Annotated in this window: 15 protein-coding genes; 7 read left to right on the top strand and 8 right to left on the bottom strand. The window is 36.0% G+C overall.

Annotated elements, in window-relative coordinates; genetic code table 11:
* The first annotated feature begins 1 nt into the window (after position 1).
* Positions 2–1,090, top strand: coding sequence for an RluA family pseudouridine synthase (locus HMPREF2660_RS00175; RefSeq protein WP_013597622.1), 1,089 nt, complete (start codon positions 2–4; stop codon positions 1,088–1,090).
* On the opposite strand, the gene HMPREF2660_RS00170 is transcribed toward HMPREF2660_RS00175, so the two are convergent.
* Together HMPREF2660_RS00170 and lipA are read right to left on the bottom strand one after the other, a co-directional pair.
* A complete protein-coding gene (locus HMPREF2660_RS00170; protein WP_070485117.1) occupies positions 1,087–2,418 on the bottom strand; it encodes a CinA family nicotinamide mononucleotide deamidase-related protein in 1,332 nt (443 codons plus the stop codon). The genes HMPREF2660_RS00175 and HMPREF2660_RS00170 overlap by 4 nt on opposite strands.
* Before the next feature lie 152 nt (positions 2,419–2,570).
* Complete coding sequence (lipA, locus tag HMPREF2660_RS00165; protein WP_070485115.1) at positions 2,571–3,440, bottom strand: lipoyl synthase; 870 nt, start codon at positions 3,438–3,440, stop codon at positions 2,571–2,573.
* Positions 3,441–3,646: 206 nt separating this feature from the next.
* Here lipA and HMPREF2660_RS00160 point away from each other — a divergent pair, with 206 nt between their 5' ends.
* On the top strand, positions 3,647–4,099 hold the full coding sequence (locus HMPREF2660_RS00160) for a copper resistance protein NlpE (protein ID WP_013597625.1): 453 nt from the start codon (positions 3,647–3,649) through the stop codon (positions 4,097–4,099).
* A gap of 63 nt (positions 4,100–4,162) precedes the next feature.
* On the opposite strand, the gene galE is transcribed toward HMPREF2660_RS00160, so the two are convergent.
* Both galE and HMPREF2660_RS00150 read right to left on the bottom strand, forming a co-directional pair.
* Complete coding sequence (galE, locus tag HMPREF2660_RS00155; protein WP_013597626.1) at positions 4,163–5,179, bottom strand: UDP-glucose 4-epimerase GalE; 1,017 nt, start codon at positions 5,177–5,179, stop codon at positions 4,163–4,165.
* Positions 5,180–5,230: 51 nt separating this feature from the next.
* Complete coding sequence (locus HMPREF2660_RS00150) at positions 5,231–6,346, bottom strand: DegT/DnrJ/EryC1/StrS family aminotransferase (RefSeq protein ID WP_070485113.1); 1,116 nt, start codon at positions 6,344–6,346, stop codon at positions 5,231–5,233.
* Positions 6,347–6,416: 70 nt separating this feature from the next.
* On the opposite strand from HMPREF2660_RS00150, the gene HMPREF2660_RS00145 reads away from it, so the two are divergent.
* The 5 genes from HMPREF2660_RS00145 (at position 6,417) to HMPREF2660_RS00125 (ending at position 13,811) form a co-directional block, all read left to right on the top strand.
* Positions 6,417–7,655, top strand: coding sequence for a 3-deoxy-D-manno-octulosonic acid transferase (locus HMPREF2660_RS00145; RefSeq protein WP_070485111.1), 1,239 nt, complete (start codon positions 6,417–6,419; stop codon positions 7,653–7,655).
* Positions 7,656–7,772: 117 nt separating this feature from the next.
* Complete coding sequence (locus HMPREF2660_RS00140) at positions 7,773–8,387, top strand: outer membrane beta-barrel protein (RefSeq protein ID WP_070485109.1); 615 nt, start codon at positions 7,773–7,775, stop codon at positions 8,385–8,387.
* A 117-nt stretch (positions 8,388–8,504) separates the two neighbouring features.
* Complete coding sequence (locus HMPREF2660_RS00135) at positions 8,505–11,606, top strand: UvrD-helicase domain-containing protein (RefSeq protein ID WP_070485107.1); 3,102 nt, start codon at positions 8,505–8,507, stop codon at positions 11,604–11,606.
* Positions 11,606–13,417, top strand: coding sequence for an excinuclease ABC subunit UvrC (gene uvrC / locus HMPREF2660_RS00130; RefSeq protein ID WP_070485105.1), 1,812 nt, complete (start codon positions 11,606–11,608; stop codon positions 13,415–13,417). The genes HMPREF2660_RS00135 and uvrC overlap by 1 nt, the downstream gene beginning before the upstream one ends.
* The gene (locus HMPREF2660_RS00125; RefSeq protein ID WP_013597632.1) at positions 13,392–13,811 is read left to right on the top strand and encodes a hypothetical protein; all 420 of its coding nucleotides are present in this window, start codon (positions 13,392–13,394) and stop codon (positions 13,809–13,811) included. Before uvrC ends, HMPREF2660_RS00125 begins: the two co-directional genes overlap by 26 nt.
* Before the next feature lie 182 nt (positions 13,812–13,993).
* Here the strand turns inward: HMPREF2660_RS00125 and HMPREF2660_RS00120 are convergent, their stop codons facing one another.
* From HMPREF2660_RS00120 to HMPREF2660_RS00105, 4 genes are all read right to left on the bottom strand, one after another.
* Positions 13,994–15,439, bottom strand: coding sequence for a RagB/SusD family nutrient uptake outer membrane protein (locus HMPREF2660_RS00120; RefSeq protein WP_013597633.1), 1,446 nt, complete (start codon positions 15,437–15,439; stop codon positions 13,994–13,996).
* A 13-nt stretch (positions 15,440–15,452) separates the two neighbouring features.
* On the bottom strand, positions 15,453–18,482 hold the full coding sequence (locus HMPREF2660_RS00115; protein ID WP_070485103.1) for a SusC/RagA family TonB-linked outer membrane protein: 3,030 nt from the start codon (positions 18,480–18,482) through the stop codon (positions 15,453–15,455).
* Between the two features lie 128 nt (positions 18,483–18,610).
* On the bottom strand, positions 18,611–20,047 hold the full coding sequence (locus HMPREF2660_RS00110; protein WP_070485101.1) for a SusD/RagB family nutrient-binding outer membrane lipoprotein: 1,437 nt from the start codon (positions 20,045–20,047) through the stop codon (positions 18,611–18,613).
* An 11-nt stretch (positions 20,048–20,058) separates the two neighbouring features.
* A complete protein-coding gene (locus HMPREF2660_RS00105; RefSeq protein WP_070485099.1) occupies positions 20,059–23,316 on the bottom strand; it encodes a SusC/RagA family TonB-linked outer membrane protein in 3,258 nt (1,085 codons plus the stop codon).
* Positions 23,317–23,357: the final 41 nt, after the last annotated feature.

Here is a 23,357-nt window from a genome sequence, read left to right as displayed (position 1 = left end):
AATGCAGCAAGAATTTGAAGATTTTCTTGAAGAAGATCACAATCAATTATACGAGCATTTCTCGATAACGGTTGATAAAGGTCAATCGTTATTGCGTATTGATAAATTCTTAATGATAAGAATCGAGAATGCAACCCGAAATAAAATCCAGCAAGCTGCCGAAAACGGTAATATTTTGGTGAATAATTTACCCGTGAAATCAAATTACAAAGTAAAACCAGGCGATTTTATTCAAATCATGTTGGAAAATCCACCACGTGAGCACAAAATCATTGCCGAAGATTTACCACTGAATATAGTATTTGAGGACGATCAAGTTTTGGTTATCGATAAACCTGCAGGTATGGTTGTGCATCCTGGACACGGGAATTACAGTGGAACTTTAGTAAATGCTCTAAAATTTCATTTTGACAATTTACCATCGATGTCTGCAGAATTAGAACGACCTGGTTTGGTTCATCGTATCGATAAAGATACGAGCGGTCTGTTGGTGATTGCCAAAACAGAGCAAGCGATGAATCATTTGGCATTACAATTTGCAAATCATACTACCACCCGAAAATACAATGCTTTGGTTTGGGGAAATGTTACCGAAGATGAAGGTACTATTACCGGTCACATCGGTCGTCATTTGAAAGATCGTATGCAAATGGCGGTTTTCGAAGATGGATCACAAGGTAAACACGCCGTTACGCATTACAAAGTTTTGGAGCGTTTATCCTATGTTACTTTGGTCGAATGCCAATTGGAAACGGGAAGAACGCATCAAATCCGAACGCACTTTAAATACATTGGTCATCCTTTGTTTAATGATGAACGCTATGGTGGGAATAAAATTTTGAAAGGCACAACTTTTACCAAATACAAACAGTTTGTCGAAAATTGCTTTAATATTTGTCCACGTCAAGCCCTACATGCACGCACGCTTGGATTTACGCATCCTACAACGGGCGAATTTATGGAGTTCGAAGCTACTTTGCCAAACGATATGCAAAGCTTGATTGAGAAATGGCGCAATTATGCGATTCATTCTTCGCATACCGCTGAACCCGAAACACCCATCGATCGAAATGCAAAAGAAATGGATTAAGTTTTCTGTTTCTCTTGCTTGTTCTTTTGTACCTTTTTTTTCTGAGTTCGCTTTGGTTTAGCTATTTGATTATTGTTGTCTAATAAAAATCGAATGCTGAGCAACAAGGCATTTGTTGTAATGGTTTTTGTAAAATCTTCTCTATCCATATACGGATAAAAACAAGCTTGGGTAAGCGTTTTTTTACCATCGGTAACGGCTATCCAAGCAGTGCCAACAGGCTTCCCATCCTCACCTTTTTTAGGACCTGCTACTCCAGTTGTAGCCACCGCTATACTCGATTTTAATTTCTTTTGTGCTCCTTTCGCCATCGCAACAGCAACTTCTTCAGAGACCACTGTTTTGTCTACAATCAATGCTTTATTTACTTGTAAAACATTGGTTTTTACTTCCGTTGCATACGCTACGACACTTCCTACAAAATACGCTGAACTTCCGCTGACCGATGTTAACAATTGAGCAATAGCCCCACCGGTGCAGCTTTCTGCTGTAGAAATGGTTCTTTTCTGCTGTCTCAAAATCGCACCTAAACGCTCTTCTATCTTACCAGAGTAGGCGGTCAAGAGATAAGGTTTGATAATTTTTTTCAAGGACTGTAGAGAAGGTTGAAGCATTTTTTTTGCTTCTTGCTGTGTTGTTCCGATCGAAGTCAATCGTAAATCTATTGCTGCTCTACTTGGCAAGTATGCAACTTGTATGCTTTGGGGCAAATTGTTTTCCCATTTCTCTAGCAGAATTGCTAAATCGCTTTCGGTAATATTATGGATCATCACATCATGTTGATAAATAGCATCGGAATTATATTTCTTCTGAAGTTTGGGTATGATTTTTTTTCGCATCAAAGCTTTCATTTCAAACGGCACTCCCGGTAAGTTAATCAGAACTTTATCATCTATTTCGGTCCATAAACATGGGGCTGTACCTTCAGTATTTTCTACAACTATCGATTTTTCAGGCACTAACCCTTGATCTTTATTGAGTTGGTTGAGCTCTGTTTTATAGCCTCTTTTTTTGAATAATCGAGTTATATTTTTTAGTACTTTGGGGTCCGATTTCAATTCGCAATCCAACAACAAACATAGTGCTTGTTTTGTTTTATCGTCACGCGTTGGGCCTAAACCTCCAGTAACCAAGACGACATCCGACTGTGTCAATTCACGCGTAAAAGCTTCTATAATGCGAACTGTTTCATCTTTTACCGATATTATCTCTTGTATATCGTACCCTAGTTTTGTAAGTGACTGGGCAATGAAAGTCGAGTTTGTATCAACTATTTGTCCCACTAATAATTCATCTCCTATGGTTAATATACTAGCTTTTATATTCATTGTTTTACTTTATTAATTGGTGGTTATTATTTTTTTCGAATTAGTCTCTATCCTTTCTTATGCTTTTTTTTTAAGATACAAAAAAAGAGGAAAAATATATTTTCCTCTCCTATTAGCTTTCTTCATTCATCGAAAAATAGCAAAATGATATTTTACAGAATATGCTTTTCTGCATGATATGACGATCTCACCAACGGGCCAGATTCCACATGCCGGAAACCTAAACCTCTTGCAAAATCTTCGTATTTTTTGAACTGCTCTGGTGTGATGAATTCTTTCAGCGGCAGATGTTTTTTGGTAGGTTGCAAATATTGGCCAATTGTTATTACATCTACATTTGCATTCGCTACATCGTGTATGGTTTCGTACACCTCCTCTTCTGTTTCACCCAAACCAAGCATCAGACCTGTTTTGGTACGACGTTGACCTGCTTCTTTAGCATAGCGTAGCACTTCTAACGAGCGATCATATTTTGCTTGTATCCGAACTTCGCGAGTTAGACGACGAACAGTTTCCATATTATGCGACAAAACTTCTGGTGCAGCTTTTACAACTCTGTCGATATGCTTTTCTATTCCTTGAAAATCTGGTATTAGGGTTTCCATCGTGGTACCTGGACTTATTCTTCTTACAGCCTGAATGGTTTCTGCCCAAATGATCGAGCCCATGTCCTTCAAATCATCACGATCTACAGAAGTGATTACTGCATGTTTTATTTTCATCAACTTTATCGAGCGAGCTACTTTTTCGGGTTCCGCCCAATCAACTTGCTCGGGACGACCTGTTTTTACTCCACAAAATCCACACGAACGGGTACATACATTTCCTAAAATCATAAACGTAGCTGTCCCTTCGCCCCAACATTCGCCCATGTTTGGACAGCTTCCACTCTGGCAAATTGTATTGAGTTTATATTTATCTACTAATCCTCTTAGCTCACGATGCTTCTTTCCGGTAGGTAACTTTACACGTAACCATTCGGGTTTTTTTACACGACCATCGGCTTGTACTTCTACATTCATATGCTTTTATTGATTGGCTAATTTACGACTATTTTTCTAAAAAATTCCCTCCTTCTTGGTAGATTTTTATGGCCCAAAATCCTCTGTACTTTCTGTTGTAAATCCTACTATTTTTTTTTAAAAACAATAGACTATTTATTTTTGGAATATTTTTTGATATTAATTGACCGTTAAATTAATTATTCATTTAATAAACAAATAATAAGATGAAAAATACTTTTTACGCAATTGCTTTTTTAGCTGTAGGCATGATGAGTTGTGAACAAAAAAATCAATCAGAAACTCCTGTCGCTACTACAGAAAACACACAAGATAGTACTGTTGTTTCTGATGTACATAACTCTCGTAATTCGGTTGATTGGCAAGGAACTTATGAAGGAACTTTACCTTGTGCAGATTGCCCAGGTATCAAAACAACAATTGTTCTTAACCAAGACGACTCTTTTACCATGAAACAAGAGTATCTAGAACGTGAATCTGCTTCTGATGATAAAGGAAACTTTGTTTGGTCTGAAGATGGTGGAAAAATCCAACTGAAACTAAAAGACAATGAAGTTTACAATTTCTTAGTGGGTGAAAACAAACTCATTATGCTGGACCAAGATGGTAACGAAGTTACTGGCGAATTAGCAGAGCAATATATTTTAAATAAAAAATAATCATAATAAAAAAAACCTCCTTTCAGGAGGTTTTTTTTTATTTCATCTGTACAAGATGAGATTTTAGTTACTCTTCAGATTTTCTTCCCATTTCCATGCATTAAACAAGGATGTTTCGAGAGAAATTGTAGGTTCCCAGTCGAGTTCTTTTTTTGCCAAATGATTATCGGCATATGCCTCAATTATATCGCCTGCTCGACGATCTTTTATTTGATATGGAATAGTGATACCAGTAGCTTTTTCGAAAGCTGAAACAACTTCTAGAACTGTAGACCCACGTCCTGTACCAAGATTAAAGATTTCATAATTCTTTTTATTCTTCTTTTCTAATAATCGACGGATTGCTTTTACATGAGCATCGGCCAAATCGTTCACATCGATATAATCTCGGATAGGTGTTCCGTCTCGGGTAGGATAATCATTGCCCCAAACCGATAAAAAAGGACGAATTCCTGCAGCTGTCTGGGTTACATAAGGGACCAAGTTATTGGGTATGCCTTGTGGCAATTCGCCAATTTTAGCAGAAGGATGTGCTCCTACAGGGTTGAAGTAACGCAAAGCAATAACGGATTTATCATTAATAGCTACAAAATCTTCTAGTATTTCTTCTCCTATTTTTTTGGTATTACCATAAGGAGATTCTGTACGTTGAGTTGGTGTATTCTCATCAATCGGCATTTTATCAGCTTGTCCGTAAACGGTACAAGACGAACTAAAGATAAACGAATCGAGCTGAAAAGTCTCCATTGCTTCTAGAATATTCAACAGACCTACCAAATTATTTCGATAATATTTCAATGGAAATTTTACCGATTCACCTACCGCTTTGTGTGCTGCGAAATGAATGATTCCGTCAATTTTATTATTTGCGAAAAAAGTGTGTACTTGTTCTTGATCTTTCAAATCGAAATTATAAAAATCGAACGTTTTATTGGTGATGCTTTCTATGCGTTGTTTCATTGTTTCTTCTGCATTCGATAAGTCATCTATAACCACAACTTCATAACCTACCTCTAAGAGCTGTACCACGGTATGCGAACCTATGTAGCCGAGTCCACCGGTTACTAAAATTTTATTCATATCGATTTTTTTGTAAATGATGAATGATAAACCACCTACTGACTGGTAAAATTATTGTGCAAAAAATTCTTTTACACTTGCTGTAATATAGGTCAATTGTTCATCGGTCAATTCTGTATGCATTGGTAAAGAAATAACCTCATTGATTAATCTATTTGTATTCGGGAATTCTTCATCTGCATAACTCCCATTGTCATAAGCTTTTTGCTTACGCAACGGAACAGGATAATAGATCATAGCTGGGATTTCTTTTTCTGCTAAAAAAGCTTGTAAATCATTTCTTTTACCATTCATTACGCGTAAAGTGTATTGATGAAATACGTGGGTTGAATCATCTGCAAGAACTGGCGTCAACAATTCATCTATTTCTTCGAAAGCTTTGTTATAAAAACTCGCTGCTTTTTGTCTTGCTGCATTATAGGAATCCAAATGAGGTAATTTCACTCCCAATACTGCTGCCTGAATACTGTCTAAACGAGAGTTAACACCAATTTCGTCATGGTAATAACGTTTGTACATTCCATGATTCACGATTCCTCGCATTTTATGTGCAAGTTCGTCATTATTGGTAAAAATTGCTCCACCATCTCCATAGCATCCTAAGTTTTTCGATGGGAAAAAAGAGGTACAACCAATATCACCAATCGTTCCGGCCGATTTACCTTTATATTTGGCTCCAATTGCTTGCGCTGTATCTTCAATTACGTACAAGTTATGTTCTTTTGCAATTTCTAATATTGCGTCCATATTGGCACATTGGCCGAAAAGATGAACCGGAATAATGGCTTTTGTTTTTGGAGTAATTGCAGCTTTTAATCGATCTGTGTCGATTGTAAAGGTTTCGTAATCAACATCCACCAACTTAGATTTTAATCCTAATAAATTAATAACTTCTACCGTTGCTGCAAAAGTGAAATCTGCAGTAATCACTTCGTCGTCTTGTTCTAAACCCAACGCCATCAAAGCTACTTGTAAAGCATCTGTCCCATTTCCACAAGGAATCACGTGCTTAACGCCTAAGTATTCTTCGAGCTTTGTCTGAAAATCTTTTACACTTGGACCATTGATAAAAGCAGCTGATTCTATAACATTCTGAATTGATGAATCTACAGCCGATTTGATATTTTGATATTGACTTTGCAAGTCAACCATCTGAATTTTTTTCATAAGAATCTGTTCTTCTTTAAACGAAACAAATGTACAAAAACATCTACATTTATCTGTAACTTTGTACACAATGCAATTATTATATACTATATTCATCGAAGTCTATGGTTGGATACTTACAATAGCTTCATTATTTCATCCGAAAGCAAAACTTTGGGTAAATGGAAGGAAAAAATGGGAAGAAAAATTAGGCCATAAAATTTCTAGTATCGACCAAGTCATATGGATGCATTGTTCTTCGCTTGGCGAATTTGAGCAAGGGCGGCCTGTACTAGAGGCTTTACGAGATGAATATCCGAATCACACGCTGGCTTTATCTTTTTTTTCTCCTTCGGGCTACGAGGTCAGAAAAAACTACCAAGGTGCCGATTATATATTTTATCTACCGCTCGACTCCCCAAAAAACATGCGACGGTTGGTAGAACTTCTGCATCCCGAAATGCTAATTTTGGTGAAGTATGAATATTGGTATAATATGATTGAAGCTCTGGACAAGAAAAAAGTACCAATATATGTGATTTCTGCTATTTTCAGGAAACAGCAAAACTTTTTTTGGTTCGATGGAAAGAATTGGTTTGCGAAACAACTCCGTAAAATAACTCATTTTTTTGTACAAAATGAAGAGTCTAAACAATTATTGCAGCATATCTATATCGATCAGGTAACAATTTCTGGTGATACGCGCTTCGATCGTGTAAAAAATTTATTGTCTGAAAATTTTGATGATGAAAAAATTCTTCATTTCAAAAATCAACATCACTTGATCGTCGTTGGAAGTTCTTGGCCAAAAGATGAAGAATTATTTCTCAACTATTTTATACAGAATCCTTTGCCTGACAATTGGCGTCTTTTATTTGCACCGCACGAGGTAAACGAAAAATCTATCGAAAATCTACAGCAAAAATTTCCAGAAGCAGTACGTTATTCATCCTACCAAAAGGAAGAAACTTCATCCTCTATTTTGCTTGTAGATACCATCGGCCTGCTGAATAAAATCTATGCACTAGCCGATATTGTTTACATTGGAGGAGGTTTTGGTGCGGGAATTCACAATACTTTAGAAGCGGCAACGTATGGAAAACCGATTATTATTGGTCCGAAATACCAAAAATTTCAGGAAGCGGTGGATCAAATCGAAAATAAAAATATGATTTCTATCAGAAATCAAAAGCAATTTGATAAGATTCTGAGAAAATTAATGACCGATTCTGCATTACGAAACCAAATGGGCATCATATCTCGTAATTATATTAGTAACCAACCACTTGCCACAAAAATCATCCTACAAAAATTACGAGAAATGCAATAAATTTTACCATTTCTTAATAAAAATTTAATATAAAAATCAAATAATTTCCCTAATATTTATCATTTTTTACATCTTAGGAACGCTGTAATTTTGCTGCAAGATTTAGATATAAAATTTATGAAAAAATTAATCTTAGCAGCTTCTGTTTTAGCTATAGGAGCTAATGTACAAGCACAAGAAGTAGGTTCTTTTGGTTTTGAAAAAGGAAATGTAATCGTTGAAGGAAACTTAGGATTTAATTCTTCTAATGACAAAAACAAAGATGAAAAAATCAATAAATTTACCTTCACTCCGAAAGTAGGATACCTAGCTACAGACAAATTTGCAGTAGGTATTGCAGCTGGTATTGGTACAGACAAAACAAAACTTAATGGAGTACAAACAGAAAAAATCAATACCTATGATTTAGGAGTTTTCGGACGTTACTATTTCTTAGATTTAGGACAGCGTTTCAAAACATTTGCGGAAGTTGATTTTGGTTACACTAACGTGAAATACGAAAATTTAACGACAAAAGAAATCAAAGCTGATGGATTTAATTCTGGATTATCATTAGGGATGAACTATTTCTTGACCAACAAAATGGCCATTAACTTTGTTTTAGGTGATGTTATTTCGTACAACTCAGTTAAGGTTGACGGTGGGAAATCTGTTTCTAACTTCAATGGAAATATCAATGCTTTTGATAACTTCTTCGACACAGCTAAATTTGGTCTAACATACAAATTCTAAACTATACATAATTTAGTTTTTTTAAAAGAACCGCTAATTTTTAGCGGTTTTTTTATTGTCTAATTTTCCCATCATCCTTTCTTTTTTATTTCTCCGAAAAAAGCTTAATTTTCAGCAATGATACAAGTAGGAGATTTTAAACTATACAATGCCTCTGCTGGCGCAGGAAAAACCTATACATTAGTAAGAAATTTACTAATAATTTTATTGCAAAATTCTCGTGATAATTGGTTCGAATATATTTTGGCAATCACCTTTACCAACAAGGCTGCAAATGAGATGAAAGAAAGAATTCTTCTCAACCTGAAAGAGTTGGCAGATCCTACTAAAAAGCAAAACGATTATATACAAGGAATTGCAAAGGATACAAAGCTTTCTATAGATGAAATTCAACAAAAAGCGCACAGAATCTTAACATCTATTTTGCATAACTATTCTAAGTTTTCTATCAGTACAATAGACAAATTCAATCTTCGATTAATCAAATCTTTTGCACAAGATTTAGGTTTATCTATGAGTTTTGATGTTGAAATGGATGTCAAAACTTTGATAGAAGAAGCGGTAAATTTGGTGTATTCTAAAATCGGGAAAGACGAGGAACTCACCGAATCTATTCTCGATATGTCGTTGAGCAATATGGAGGAGGACGCTTCGTGGAATATTCGATATTCACTAAAAAAACTTGCCGAAAATCTAGCAAGCGATATACACTTAGAAGAATTGAGCAAAATGAATATGCTTGGTTTACAAGATTTTGATAAGTTCCGTCTGCAATTGGCAAATAGACAAAAAGAGCTTTACGAGGATTATCATACTATATATCTTGCATTTAACGAACTTCTAAAATCGCATAATTTATCGGTGGATGATTTTCCTCAAAAATCAAGAGGAATAGGAGGTTTTTTTAATAAATTCAACAAGTACAAAGACAAAAAAATTGTTAATTTAAATTCTTATTCTCAGAAAACTCTCGATGGAGAATATAACGAAAAACATCCACTTATTGTTCCTGTAATAGGAGAACTCAATGTTTTATATCAAGCAGTAACACAGCTAAATCAGAAAAATATTTTGTACAATGCTTTGCAAAAAAACATCCAAGCTTTGAGCCTCAATAACGAGATTAGAAAAGCCTTAGAAGAAATCAAGAAAGAAAACAATCTGCTATTGATCAATGAATTCAACACATTAATTAGCGAACATATTCAGAATCAACCTAGCCCGTTTATTTATGAGAAAATAGGAAACAAGTTCAAACATTATTTTATTGATGAGTTTCAGGACACCTCGACTTTGCAATGGAAAAACATGTATCCTTTGATCGAAAATGCATATGCACAGAACGATACAATTATGCTGGTAGGCGATGTAAAGCAATCGATTTATCGTTGGCGAGGAGGAAACCCTAATCTGATGATCAATATCAAAGAGCAAATTCCATCCATAAAAATAGAGAATCTAGACACGAATTGGCGCAGCTACGAAAATATTATTTTATTCAACAATTCATTGTACCAATCTATTTCGAAAAATCTAAGTTCTAACTCACATCAAGCCATTTATCAAGCAGGCAGCAATCAATTGACAAACCCCAAAAAAGGAGGTTATGTATTGGTAGAGTTTTTAGAGGAGACTGCTGAAAAGAAAATGAATGAAGTTCATCTAGACCGAGTTTTAGAAACAGTAGAACGCGTAAAAAAGGATGGATTCCTGTACAGCGACATTGCGATTCTTGTACGCAAAAACGATAAAGGAACTCTAGTTGCCGAACATTTGGCAAAAGCCAACATCCCGATAATTTCTAATGAAGCCTTGTTGCTGAAAAATGCAGCAGTAATTCAATTCATAGAATGCTTATTACAGATTGCTCACCAGCCACTCAATAAACAACAAATTGCGAAAAGTTTCTTACTTGCTTATCAGATGAATTTACTCCAACAGGTCGATTTCACAGAGCTGATAAGCGATGCAATCCAAGATAGTCCCGAAAGTTTTTTGATCGTTTATCAACGGTTAGGATATGATTTGCGTTTTTTGTTTGATGAAAATTTATCGTTGTATGATTTGATTGAGCAATTACTCAACATTTTTCCGTTCGAGTCGTCTACCGATGCCTATAGAATTGCATTTCTAGATGAAGTTTTGAGCTTCACATCTAAAAACGAAACCACGATTGCCAATTTCTTAGCGCATTGGAATATAAAAAAAGAAAAATTGAGTTTACAAACTCCAAAAGGAGTCGATGCTTTACAAATCATGACGATTCATAAATCAAAAGGCTTAGAATTTCCAGTTGTTATTTATCCATTTATAGAAGACAAAATAAACTACAACTCTGATATTTGGATTCCCTTAGAAAAAGAAGAAGATCAACCATTCGAATCTTTTTATGTTACTATAACTTCTGATCTAAAAATCATAGAAAATCGAGAAATAAAAACAATTATCGAAGAAGAAAATCATCTCAATGAACTCGATAATCTAAACGTTTTGTATGTTGCCACTACACGAGCGAAAGAGCAATTGTATCTTTTTGCAAATTTACCAAAGGATAATGGAAAAGAAGAAAAACCAGCAATCAATAGTTGGCTCTATAAATTTGTACGAGAACAACAACCCAAAAATGAATCTAATCGGTTCGAGCTTTTTGGTGAAGCCATTCGTGTTTCGGGACAAGAAGAAATTCTGAAAGAAGGAATCGACATTCCGTATTATCAACAAAACTGGACCAATCATTTAGCAATCAGCACCAACTCAGAAAAAACGAAACAAGAAAGAGAAAGGACAGCTTTTGCAAATGCAATACACTCTATCCTATCGAAAATCTTTCTGCAAGAAGATGCAGAAAAAGCAATAGAAGTTGAGATGCACTCTACTTTACTAAATAAAGAAGAAAAAACCAAAGTGGAAAAGTTAATTTATCAGATTATTAATCATCCTCAGCTAGCAGAGTTTTATAACAACCCAGAATCTGTTATCTTGAATGAGCGAGATTTCATTGCCGAAGATGGACAGATTTTCCGTGCAGATCGAGTAGTGATCCATCAAAAGAATTTGAGCATAATTGATTATAAAACCGGGAGTCCTCAACTAAAACATCAATCCCAAATTGATCATTATGCTAATTTTTTCAACCAATTAGGCTATACAAGCATAAAGAAAATACTGGTCTATATCGATAGTCAAGGACAAACAATTAGCATAGACGAAGTAAACTGATGAACGAGCAACTAAAAATACAACTATCCGCCTTACCCGAAACACCTGGTGTTTATCAATACTATAATAAAAAAGGAAATTTACTATACGTTGGCAAAGCCAAAAACCTAAAGAAAAGAGTAAATTCTTATTTCAATAAGACCCACGATTCTGGTAGGATACGATTATTGGTAAAAAAAATAGACCGGATAGAAACCATCAATGTAGCAACAGAATACGATGCCCTATTGTTAGAGAATACGTTGATCAAAAAAAATAAACCGCGCTACAATATAATGTTGCGTGACGACAAAACTTATCCTTGGATTTGTATCAAAAAAGAGCCTTTTCCACGGATAATAAGCACACGGAAATTGGTGAAAGATGGGTCAGAATATTTCGGTCCATATTCGAGTATTCGGGTGATGCGCACCTTGTTAGAACTTATTCGAGAATTGTACTTCATCCGAACTTGTTCGTATGACCTGAGTGAAGATAACATAGAAAAAGGAAAATACAAAGTATGTTTAGAATACCATATTGATCGGTGCAAAGGACCATGCGAAGGATTGCAAACCGAAGCCGACTACGATATGCAAATTCAGGCGATACGGAATATTATCCGTGGCGATTATGCCGAAGGTAAACGGTATCTTACCGATTTGATGGAAAAATTTGCAGCAGATTTGCAATTTGAACAAGCACAAAACATCAAAGAAAAATTAGAAGCTCTCAGCTCTTACCAAACAAAATCCACGGTAGTTCATCCTTCTATCACTCGAGTAGATGTTTTTTCGATTATTTCGGATGCTGATTATGCATATATAAATTTTTTACGGATTCATAACGGAGCTATTATACAATCGCATACCGAAGAATGGAAAAAGAAGCTAGAAGAAACCGATGAAGAATTGTTAACGACTGCAATAATAGAATTTGGTGAGCGTTTTGATTTGCAATCGAAAGAGATCTATGTGCCGTTCGCGTTAGATCTAGAAATACCGAATGTAAAAATTACGGTTCCGAAAATAGGCGACAAAAAGCATATTGTAGACTTATCCGAAAGAAATGCTAAATTGTATCGATTGGAACAACTTAAACGCACAAAATTAGTAGATCCTGATCGACATACAAATCGAATCATGAACCAGATGAAAGTAGATTTACGCCTCCCAAGAGAACCTCGACATATAGAAGGTTTTGACAACTCGAATATCCAGGGAACAAATCCTGTTTCGGCCTGTGTAGTTTTTAGAGATGGTAAACCAAGCAAGAAAGATTACAGAATTTTCAATGTAGAAACAGTCGACGGACCAAATGATTTTGCAACAATGGAGGAAGTAATTTACCGTCGATATTCTCGCTTACTCAACGAAGGAGAAGCATTGCCGGATTTGATTTTGATTGATGGCGGTAAAGGACAACTTTCGTCTGCACTGAAAAGTATCGATCGATTGGGCTTACGCGGAAAGGTGAGCGTCATTGGGATTGCGAAACGATTAGAAGAAATATTTTATCCGAATGATCCTTACCCTTTGTATTTGGATAAAACTTCGGAAACCCTCAAAATTCTACAACAAGTGCGTGATGAGGCACACCGTTTTGGGGTTAGCCGCCACCGCAATAGAAGAAGTAAAAGCGCATTCAAAACCGAGTTGGATGAAATCCCAGGTATTGGTAAAAAAACAATTGAAAAATTATTAAGAAATTTCGGATCGGTAGAGCGTATTAAATCAGCAAGTTTAGCTAATTTAGAAGAAGTTATAGGACAGTCGAAAGCTATAATTATAAAAAATTATTTTAGTAATGAAGAAGATACTCGTAGACAGTGATTTGCCATCATTGATGAATAATTATCGCTTACAAACGATATTGGCTTTGGTGCCAAATTTATTTTTCATTCTTACGATAACCAGCTATTTAGCTATTTATTATTCGCTATTTAGCTATATCGGAGACTCGAAAGGTTTGGCTTATGGGCTTTTGGGAAATTTATTGATTTTTATTGTATTGGCTTTTTTCAGTTTTTTCACAGGTTTAATTTCTTTTATTTATTATATTCTTCATGTAGTTAAAAACCCAAATTTGCAAGAGCATGACAATCGTTTGTTGTGGATTATTGGAGTTGTTTTTGGGATGGGGCTCGGGACACTAATATATTGGTGGACACAAATAAAAAAGAAAGATCCAAAACCTTTGATCGACATTTATTCTGACAATTTATAACCTTTCTTTTGCTGCTATCAACAAAATTAGATTCTCTGAAAAAAGGTGAATAGTCCAATGCATATTTAGTATTTGGGTAAAATGATGTAAAAAATATATATTACGTAGGATGATAAAAAAATTCCTCCGAGCTGTTGGCTCAGAGGAATTTTGTGTTTATGGTTTTAATCTTTATTAGAAGATTAGTTACCCCATCCTGGATATTGTTGATCTTTAAGTATTGGATTAATATTTAAAGAGTAAGATGGAATTGGTAATACAAATAATTTATCACCTGTGGCAACATTACAATTTGCATTACAGTTTGTTGCTTTAACAATTGGTAAGTTATTACGTTTCAAGTCAAAGAAACGTTGTCCTTCACCAACAAATTCTTTACGTTTTTCTGTTAAAACAGCTGCTAATGCATCACCTGAATATGTAGTACCTCCACGCTCTGTTGCAAAAGTGTTAACCTCTGCTAAAGCTGTAGCGCCTTGCCCAGATTTTGCCATTGCTTCCCATTTGATGAATTTAGCTTCTGTTAAACGCAATGTTTTAACATTGGCAATGTTTTGATCTGTAACAATATAATTTTTATATTTCTTGATGAAATAACCTGGGTTTGGTGCATCATCATCGCGTGTATCTTTTAGAAATAAATTTCTACGTACATCATCAGCTCCGAATAAATCTACCAAATTAGAACGTACCAAAATAGATTTTCTGGTATTTTCTTCAGTACCTACGTTATATGGATCATATAAAACTCCCATAGAATAGTTTACACCTGGGTTTGCCAAAACGCTATTCCCTATTTCGAAAACAGTTTCTGCTTGATTATCTACTTTATCCGAATAAAAATATTCTTGTAATTGATCAGCTGTTACCAATGAAAATACTCCTGGTGCTTTATTCAACGCATCATCTGCATACGAAATTGCATTTGCATAATCGCCTACTGTTAAGTAAGCTTTTGCTAACAATAATCGAGCAGCTGTTGATGATAAGAACGATTTGTTTACCGGCGTTTCATTTTCTGCTACGATTCCTGCTTTCAAATCACTAATGATTTGCGCATAGGTATCTGCAACAGAAGAACGTCCGTAAAATGCAAATGGATCGAACTCTCCTGTATATAGAGGGATACCGTATTCTTGGTTTTTACCTGAAGTTGGGTTTTCTCCCCATCCTTGTGCTAAATAAAAGAATGCCATTCCTCTAGCTGTATAAGCCTGAGCTTTCATAGCTTTAACATTGTCAGTTTCTTCTATTTTTGCATTGATAATAAAGTTTGCTTGGGCAACGATATCGTATAGCTCGTTGTAGATCGCATTCTGATCTCCTGCAGCAGCAGACCAATTCATGTTATGGAATGTTAAGAAATACCCACTATTAGTACTACTTACGAATAAATCATCCGATGCTAAGTTCCCTAAATTAGGGATATAAGAATTAAAAGATTCTGCTACAGCAAACTGTGTATACATTCCTTTTAATACAAATTCCATCGTAGATTCATCCTTGATAGGATTTACCCCTGCTTCAATACCAACCCCATCTTCTGGAAATTGCACCAAGTCATCACTACTACAAGAAAATGCAGTAATAGCGAATGCTGTTAATAATATATATTTAATTTTTTTCATTTTAAATTAATTTTTAGAAGTCAATAGATACACCAAATGAGATACTCTTCATGATTGGAGAAGTATAATCAAATACCCCTTTTCCTTGCCATCCGTATGAGAATGCATTTGAGTTTGATTCTGGATCAAAAGCTAATGTATCATCAAATACCCATGTAACTAAATTATTACCTCTCAAGTATACGGTTAAATTATCTATACCAGAATCTTTTAATAAGTCTCCGAAACTATAAGATAATTTTACTTCTTTCAGACGAATGAAATCTCCGTCTTTTAAAAAGCGAGTAGACGCTAAACGAGAGTTTGGATTATTAGAACCCCATTTCTGGATTGGGTTACTTGCATTTCTATTTTCTGGTGTCCAAGAATCATATAATGCTGATGCCAATTGGTTGTAAGTTACAGATGCTCCATCTCCTAAAGAGTAAGATTGCCATGAGTCGAATACTTGGTAATCGAATGCTCCTGAGAAGAATACGCTTAATGAGATATTTTTCCAAGACATGTCAGAACGTAAACCTGCCATCCATGTTGGGAATGGTGTTGTTCCTTGGAAATATTGTTTAGCTTTACCTCTATCATTGGTTGTTTCTGTTTCTGTTTCGTCTGTAAACCATAATGCATCACCATTTGTAGGGTCTACTCCTGCCCATCCGTAAGTGTAGTATTCACCAAACTTACGTCCTTCTTGGATTGCTTTCATACCTCCTGCTAGATATCTAGCATTTGGATCTTTCATTTTCCCAATTTCAGATACATTGTAAGATGCGTTAGCGGTTAAGCTCCACAAGAATTCTCCTGAATTGAATGGTCTTACTGTTAAGATCCCTTCTACCCCTTTATTTTCAATTTCTCCAATATTAGTCCATGATGTATTTACAGGACTCGGAGTTTCATATGGTATTTGTAATGGGAAAATTGCATCGCTAGTTAATTTACGGTAATAATCAAATGATCCGCTTACTACATTGTTTGCAAATGCATAATCTAAACCAATATTTAATTGTTTAGTGGTCTCCCATTTAAGGTCTGGGTTACCTACGTTACTTACAACAAATCCTTTTCCATTGTCTCCGTAATCAGAAGATACTCCCAAGAAAGATACTCCATTATAAGAAGTTCCCCATTGATCGGCATATGGAATGTTACCAATTTCACCGTAGTTTGCACGTAATGTTAAGTTTGTAACTGCAGGTGAATTGATATCTTGTGTAAAGTTATATCCTGCTCCAGCTGACCAGAACCAACCGCCTCTATTGTTTTCTCCTAGAGTAGAGTTATTATCGTTACGTACTTGTCCTGATATTGTTAATCGGTTACTTAGCACATAGTTCAGACGAGCAAAATATGAGTATTGCACCCATTTTTCAAATTCTCCTGTTGCAGCAATAATTGTCCCTGCATTATTCATCAATGGTTTTGCAATCAAAAAGTCTGTACCATGAGCAAAAGCACGTCTCATAGTATGTTCTTGATATTCCATCCCTACATATGCTTGTAAGTCGTGAATATCATTAAATACTTTTTTGTAGCTTAGGGTGTTTGTCCAGTTCCAATCAAAGAATTTCGAATCGCTCGTATACAAACGTCCATTTACTGAAACTCCGTCTCCATAAAATGGGTTATACCATTGATTTTCATTTAACATTTGGTATTGTCCACCCCACTGAGAGTCGAACGCTACACTAGGAGTTATTTGATAAGTTCCATTAACAGAAGCTAAAAAAGTATCTACATTACCTTTGATATGGCTATGTTTAAGTACTGCTGCTGGGTTGTGACCACCTGCACCACCTAAACTTAGGTTATAATCACCGTTAGCTAAATAAACTGGAGATGTTGGTCTTACTGTCCATTGTGTTAACCATGGATTAGAAATAGCACCTCCATCTAAATAGGTTTTATTTTCTACAGTAGTAAAGTTAACATTTGCCCCTAATTTGAATTTATCAGAAGCTTTATGATCAACGGCTAATGAAGCACTTAAACGATCAAATGCCGAATAAATTGTTAACGGATTATTGTCATAATATGAGAAACCTGCTCTAAATGATGTATTATCACTACCTCCCGTTACGCTGAAATTATAAGTTTTTACTGTTGACACATCACGTTGTACAGCATCTCTCCAGCTTGTATTCGTCTTACCATCCCATCGCACATAATTCTTAAAGAACTCATACCCTTCTTCGCGTGTTGAAGCTAGACCACTGTTGTATCTTAATAATCCACCCCATTGTACAAACTCTTCTGCATTCATGAACTTATTTTCATTATAAGCTTCGTCTTGTACAGAGAATTCAGATGAAATATTAAATCTTGTTTTTTGATTGAATTTACCTCTCTTTGTTGTAACAACTATAACCCCATTTGCTCCACGAGCTCCATATAAAGCTGTTGCTGAAGCATCTTTAAGAACTGTTACATTTTCGATTTGGTTAGGATCTATAGAAGACAGTGGGTTGAATGATGTCATCAAACTACCATTATCTGCACCTTTACCTACTACAACACCATCGATTACATATAATGGGTTTGTAGTCCCTATGAAAGACCCTGCACCACGTATTGCTATAATATTTGCAGAACCTGGTTGTCCTCCTCCTGTAGAGAAGTTAAGACCGGCAACACGACCGTTTAACACCTCATCAACAGATGCTACTGGTGTGTTTTCAAAAACTTCACTCTTAACTGTTTCGTATGATCCAATTTTTTGTGCCGGATCTAACTGAATACCGCCAATGATATTTACCGTCGATAATTCGATTTGTTTCGCCTCTGAAGTTCTTATCACTCCTAAATTGGCAGAAGTTACTTTTACTTCTTTCCCATTTACAATTAGTGTATCCCCTACTTGAGCATCGATATCGAAGTTACCATCCATATCCGTATAGGTTGTTTTATCTGTACCTTTTACAGAAACCTCTACGTCAGATTCAGGGAAACCGTTACCATCGTTTACTGTACCTGTTACTTGTGCGTACAAAGCAGAACCGATTAGGAATGCTCCTACGAAGTAAAGGCTTTTTAAATTTCTCCTCATTTAGTTTTTTTTTAAATATTCGCTGTCAAATATAACTTAAATTTAACTTACAAAAAAAAAAGGTATGTTAAAATGAATATTTAACACACCTTTTTTATGAATCCTTTTAAAAAAACTTAAAAATTTTATTAATACTTATCCCAGAAGAGTTTTGTTGTTAACTCATCACCTCCTATTGCAGCCGAAGCAGCTGAATTGTTTGCACCATTAAGATTTCTCTCTGCTGTAGGATATGTAAATCTTGTTGGCAAAGGTAATCCTGATGTTGCTGCAATATTCATTGTAGGAGCATCTAAACGTCGAACAACTGTCCATGCATCGAATCCTTTATTATACATAGCTAAATAAAATTGTTTACCAATTTTTTCTTTCCATGTTCCCGAGGCCGATGAGTAGGCTACCGATGGTTGAGCTAAATAAGCTGCTGCATCTGCAGAGTCAACTCCCCAGAATTCCATAGATGCTAAAATTGCATCATTATAATGCGACTCTATAGATCCTCCGACTGCATAGCCTCTTGCGGCACTTTCGGCAAGCAGGAACTTAACTTCAGCATAATCTAATAGATTTCCTGGATAATCTTTACGATGCAAAAGATCTGAAATTTGTGTATGCGTTGCATAAGGGGTTGCTAAACCATAAACACCTCCTACAAAAACTCCAGAACCTAGATTTTCTCTAAAATATTTAGGTCTTCTAGGGTCATTTAATTCATTCATTTGGTCAACAATAGTGTTTGCTGCTACAAAATCTGCTCGCCCAGAGTTTACTAAATCGTCCCACAGTGGGTTTACGTATGGTTCTGATCCTGGGTAAACCAATGTGAAATTATCATCATTTGATGTCATTATACCGAAAGCTACAGCTTCTTGAACAGTACTTTGTGCCAATGCGTTATCTGCATCTGAAATCTGCACTGCTGCTTTGAGTAATAATGATGCTCCAAATTTCTTCCATTTACTCATGTTTCCTTTGTAGACAATATCATTTGATCCAAATCCACTGCCAGAAACTTCTATGCTCGAAACACTAGCTTTTAATCTATTAATCAGATCTGTGTAGATTGTTTTTGCATCATCATATTTTGGCGTAATGTTATCACCTCCCTGTAAAGCTTCTGTATAAGGAACATCTCCGAAGGTATCTACCAATACCATCCAGGCCTGAACCTGAAGTATGTCTACTATTGCCAATTGATTTGCTTTTTCAGAGGCACTTAAAGAAGCGTTTTCTTCTATAAGCTTTTTGGCAGATTTCAAGTCGAATAGTACATCTGTGTTTAATCTTGTCCATAATCGCCCATTGATATTACGCGTTTCTAAGTCATAGTTCGATTCTTCTACATATTGCGTTTCGTTCCATTGTTGCGACCATAGCCTGAATACGTTCAGATTCACATTGGTATTGAGCATTTGGTAAAAATAACTTGTAACGGCGTTGGTAACAAAGTATTCTGCTGGGACGTCACTTGGGTTGATCGGATCCACGTTCAAGCTATCGTAGTAATCATCTGAACATGATTGTATTGCTAAGACTGTAGCTAAGGCTAATATTATTTTTTTCATTTTACTAACTTTTAAAATTGTACTTTAAGATTTAGACCAATCTCTCTATAGGTTGGGTGTGCTCCTGATTGATATCCTTGAATATTACCTGCACTTAATCCGGCTTCTGGATCAGCGTATGGTACATTTTTATGGATAATCCATAAGTTACGTCCTACTGCCGATAAAGAAAGCTTTTGAATAAATGTATTTCTCAAGAATTTTTCTGGTAAATCATACGATAGTGTAACGTTTCTCAGTTTTACGAAAGATGCATCGTAAATATGTTCTTCTCTTACACCTCCAAGATATCCCCAAGGGTTATTATTACCATCAGAAGCATCTACTCGAATGGTATTTGGATTACCATTCTGATCAACACCTGGCAAGATTATTCCACCACCATTTTGTAACGAGTTACGAATTGGGTTGCCTAAATCGTTTAATCCTGTTGTGAAATTGTTGTACAACCCTGTTGCATATCCGTAGAACGTGTCTAAAGAGAAGACATCGCCACCTTTTTGGACATCAATCAGGAATCCTAAACTAAGGTTTTTATATGTAAATGTGTTTTTCACACCTCCTGTCCAATCCGGATTCATATTACCCAATATAGTAGTTGATGGCGAAAGGACATAGTATCCATTTGCATCTACTATTCTATTTCCTGCATCGTCGTAGGTATATCCTCTACCTCTAATAATACCTACTGCCTCACCTATTTGAGCTCCAATGGTTACACCTCCCTGAACAGCTGCTAATTGATAGTACTCAATATCACCATTGAATCTTAACATTTCGTTCTGGTTTTTTGCAAAGTTCACAGTCATTTTCCAGCTAAAGTCTGCCGTTCTGATTGGCTCTAAACCTAAACGTACCTCAATACCTTCGTTTTTAATGTCACCCATATTTGTCCATTGACGAGATGCACCTGTTGAGGTCGACACATCTACATCGGTAATCAAATCATAAGTTTTTCTATTATAGTACGAAACATCGAAATTAACTCGGTTTCTGAAGAAGCCCATCTCTAGACCAACTTCATACTCCTCCATTATTTCTGGTTTCAGGTTGGCATATCTATTAGCCGATGGATTGGAAGCTGATCCTACAGATCCGAAACTTGCATTCACATCATAGGTATTCCATAATCTATATGGTGCTGTATCGTTACCAACTTGAGCATAATTCAATCGGATTTTTCCAAAATTAACAGCAGATGATTTCATTAATTCTGAGAATACAAAACTCAAAGATCCTGAAGGATACCAATATCTATTGCCATTGGTCGATTGAGACCATAATGATGATGATCTATCTGTACGGATTGATCCTTCTAGGAATAACATATTACGATAACCCAAACTAGCTCTCAAATATTCACCGTCTACCATTTTCTTATATCTTGATTGTGAAACATCTGCAACAGTTAAAGGGTTTACAGAGTTCAAAAGCGAATATAATCTAGGTATTTTCAATCCTCCATTGGTTTGTGCGGCAAAAGCCTCATAATTTTGCACTCTCAGATTCCATCCTAAATCCGCATTTAAGTTCAAATCATCCGTAAGATTTTTATTCACATTAAAGATTACATCATAGTTACCTTCCGATACATCAAAATTCCGTATAGTATACGACCCTGGTGAACCGGCTGATCCTATTGCCAATCTTTCTTCTCTTTTTTCTGTGTAGTTATCAAAGCCATATCGCCCTAAAACGCTTAACCAATCGGTTAATTCATAATTTACGGTAACACCACCATTATAACGCTTACGATCATCATTTTGGAAGTTTTCATACCGTGTAAAGAAATAGTTGTCAGAGTATAAAGGCTTCAAATAACTACTATTTGCAGGATCAATCGATGCTAAGTTCCAAGTAGCATTTTCTTTCTTCAACCAATATGCCTTTCTAAGGTCCTCTAAATCTACATTCACTTGCCACCATTGACGAAACTGTTGCATTGGATTCCACCCATCATAACCAGTACCAACTCTACCTTTAGCAGAATTGTCTACAAAGTTCATTTTTGCGCTAACCGTTAATCTGTCTGTGATGTTGTACGACCCAGTAAAATCTATTGAGTTTCTTAGCAATCTACTGTTTACTAAACCAAATTCGTCTTGAAAATTAGTAAAACCTACCCGAAAGTTTCCTTCGTCGTTAGAACCAAAAAAGGATGCAGAATTTTGGAAGGTTGTGATGCTTTTCCAAATTGTATTAGGATCATTTTTTGCAGCTACCCAAGGCGTTTTTTGTCCAAAAGTTGGCATTCCTTCCCAGAAAGCTGTCCATTGATAAACCATCAAATTTGGATCGAAAGCTGCTCCGTATGATGCATCATCACCATACATAACATATAAATCACTAGGATTAGAGCCTGCTGGCCCAGCATTGAAGTATGGATTAACAGGGCTACTCCCGTTATTCGTGTACCCTGCTCCGTATTGTTTCTGATATTCAGGTAATGTTGATTTGTCGACTGTACCAACGGTAATAGACGAATTGAATTCTGCTCCTATTCCTCTTTTTTTAGTCCCTTTTTTTGTGGTAATCATCACCACACCATTCATCCCTCGAGAACCATATAACGCAGCAGCAGCAGCCCCTTTCAGGACATTGATAGTTTCAATATCATTCGGATTGATGTCTGCGGCAGCATTCGCATAATCGAATCCTCCTCGACCAGTTTGCTGACCTGCGGTATTCAAGGTAGAGTTATTTATTGGCACACCGTCTACAACAATTAATGCTTGATTATCACCAATCAAAGTACTCGTACCTCGAATTACCATATTGGTAGATCCTCCTCTAGATCCAGATCCTTTGATATCCAAACCAGCAATTTCACCTGACAAGGCATCTGCAAAGTTGGATACCGGCGACTGATTTACAACATCCCCACTAATCTCTTGCGTTGCGTAACCAAGCGATCTTTTCTCTCGTGTAATCCCAAGAGCTGTTACCACAGCCCCCTCCAGCTCGATAGCTTCTGTTTGTACTGGTTTCAAAGAAACTGCATACGAAGTACTATTACCTACAACAAAGGTTTGCATAGGTAAACCAAAAGATTCTACCGTAATCGTTTCTCCTTCGTTTGCTTCTATACTAAATTTTCCATGCTCATCAGTATACACCTCTGCTCCTGCAGAAGACTTAACTACGGCATCGACTACAGGAAAACCGTCTTTGTCAGTTACAGTTCCTGTTACTGTTTTCACTTGTGCAAACAATGCAGAGCTCACTATAAAAGACCCCACAAAGAACAAGCTTCTTAAATTTCTCCTCATCTGTTAATTATTTTTAAAAACTTAACTCTAAGTTAACAAAT

The sequence above is a fragment of the Weeksella sp. HMSC059D05 genome (genome assembly GCF_001809725.1).
Classification (GTDB): Bacteria; Bacteroidota; Bacteroidia; order Flavobacteriales; family Weeksellaceae; genus Weeksella; species Weeksella virosa.
This window is presented reverse-complemented; position numbering and strand designations above follow the sequence as displayed.

What these genes read in the sequence shown, in the direction of transcription:
- HMPREF2660_RS00175 (WP_013597622.1), top strand. Translation starts at nt 2, where the DNA reads ATGCAGCAAGAATTTGAAGATTTTCTTGAAGAAGATCACAATCAATTA.
- HMPREF2660_RS00170 (WP_070485117.1), bottom strand. Translation starts at nt 2,418, where the DNA reads ATGAATATAAAAGCTAGTATATTAACCATAGGAGATGAATTATTAGTG.
- lipA (WP_070485115.1), bottom strand. Translation starts at nt 3,440, where the DNA reads ATGAATGTAGAAGTACAAGCCGATGGTCGTGTAAAAAAACCCGAATGG.
- HMPREF2660_RS00160 (WP_013597625.1), top strand. Translation starts at nt 3,647, where the DNA reads ATGAAAAATACTTTTTACGCAATTGCTTTTTTAGCTGTAGGCATGATG.
- galE (WP_013597626.1), bottom strand. Translation starts at nt 5,179, where the DNA reads ATGAATAAAATTTTAGTAACCGGTGGACTCGGCTACATAGGTTCGCAT.
- HMPREF2660_RS00150 (WP_070485113.1), bottom strand. Translation starts at nt 6,346, where the DNA reads ATGAAAAAAATTCAGATGGTTGACTTGCAAAGTCAATATCAAAATATC.
- HMPREF2660_RS00145 (WP_070485111.1), top strand. Translation starts at nt 6,417, where the DNA reads ATGCAATTATTATATACTATATTCATCGAAGTCTATGGTTGGATACTT.
- HMPREF2660_RS00140 (WP_070485109.1), top strand. Translation starts at nt 7,773, where the DNA reads ATGAAAAAATTAATCTTAGCAGCTTCTGTTTTAGCTATAGGAGCTAAT.
- HMPREF2660_RS00135 (WP_070485107.1), top strand. Translation starts at nt 8,505, where the DNA reads ATGATACAAGTAGGAGATTTTAAACTATACAATGCCTCTGCTGGCGCA.
- uvrC (WP_070485105.1), top strand. Translation starts at nt 11,606, where the DNA reads ATGAACGAGCAACTAAAAATACAACTATCCGCCTTACCCGAAACACCT.
- HMPREF2660_RS00125 (WP_013597632.1), top strand. Translation starts at nt 13,392, where the DNA reads ATGAAGAAGATACTCGTAGACAGTGATTTGCCATCATTGATGAATAAT.
- HMPREF2660_RS00120 (WP_013597633.1), bottom strand. Translation starts at nt 15,439, where the DNA reads ATGAAAAAAATTAAATATATATTATTAACAGCATTCGCTATTACTGCA.
- HMPREF2660_RS00115 (WP_070485103.1), bottom strand. Translation starts at nt 18,482, where the DNA reads ATGAGGAGAAATTTAAAAAGCCTTTACTTCGTAGGAGCATTCCTAATC.
- HMPREF2660_RS00110 (WP_070485101.1), bottom strand. Translation starts at nt 20,047, where the DNA reads ATGAAAAAAATAATATTAGCCTTAGCTACAGTCTTAGCAATACAATCA.
- HMPREF2660_RS00105 (WP_070485099.1), bottom strand. Translation starts at nt 23,316, where the DNA reads ATGAGGAGAAATTTAAGAAGCTTGTTCTTTGTGGGGTCTTTTATAGTG.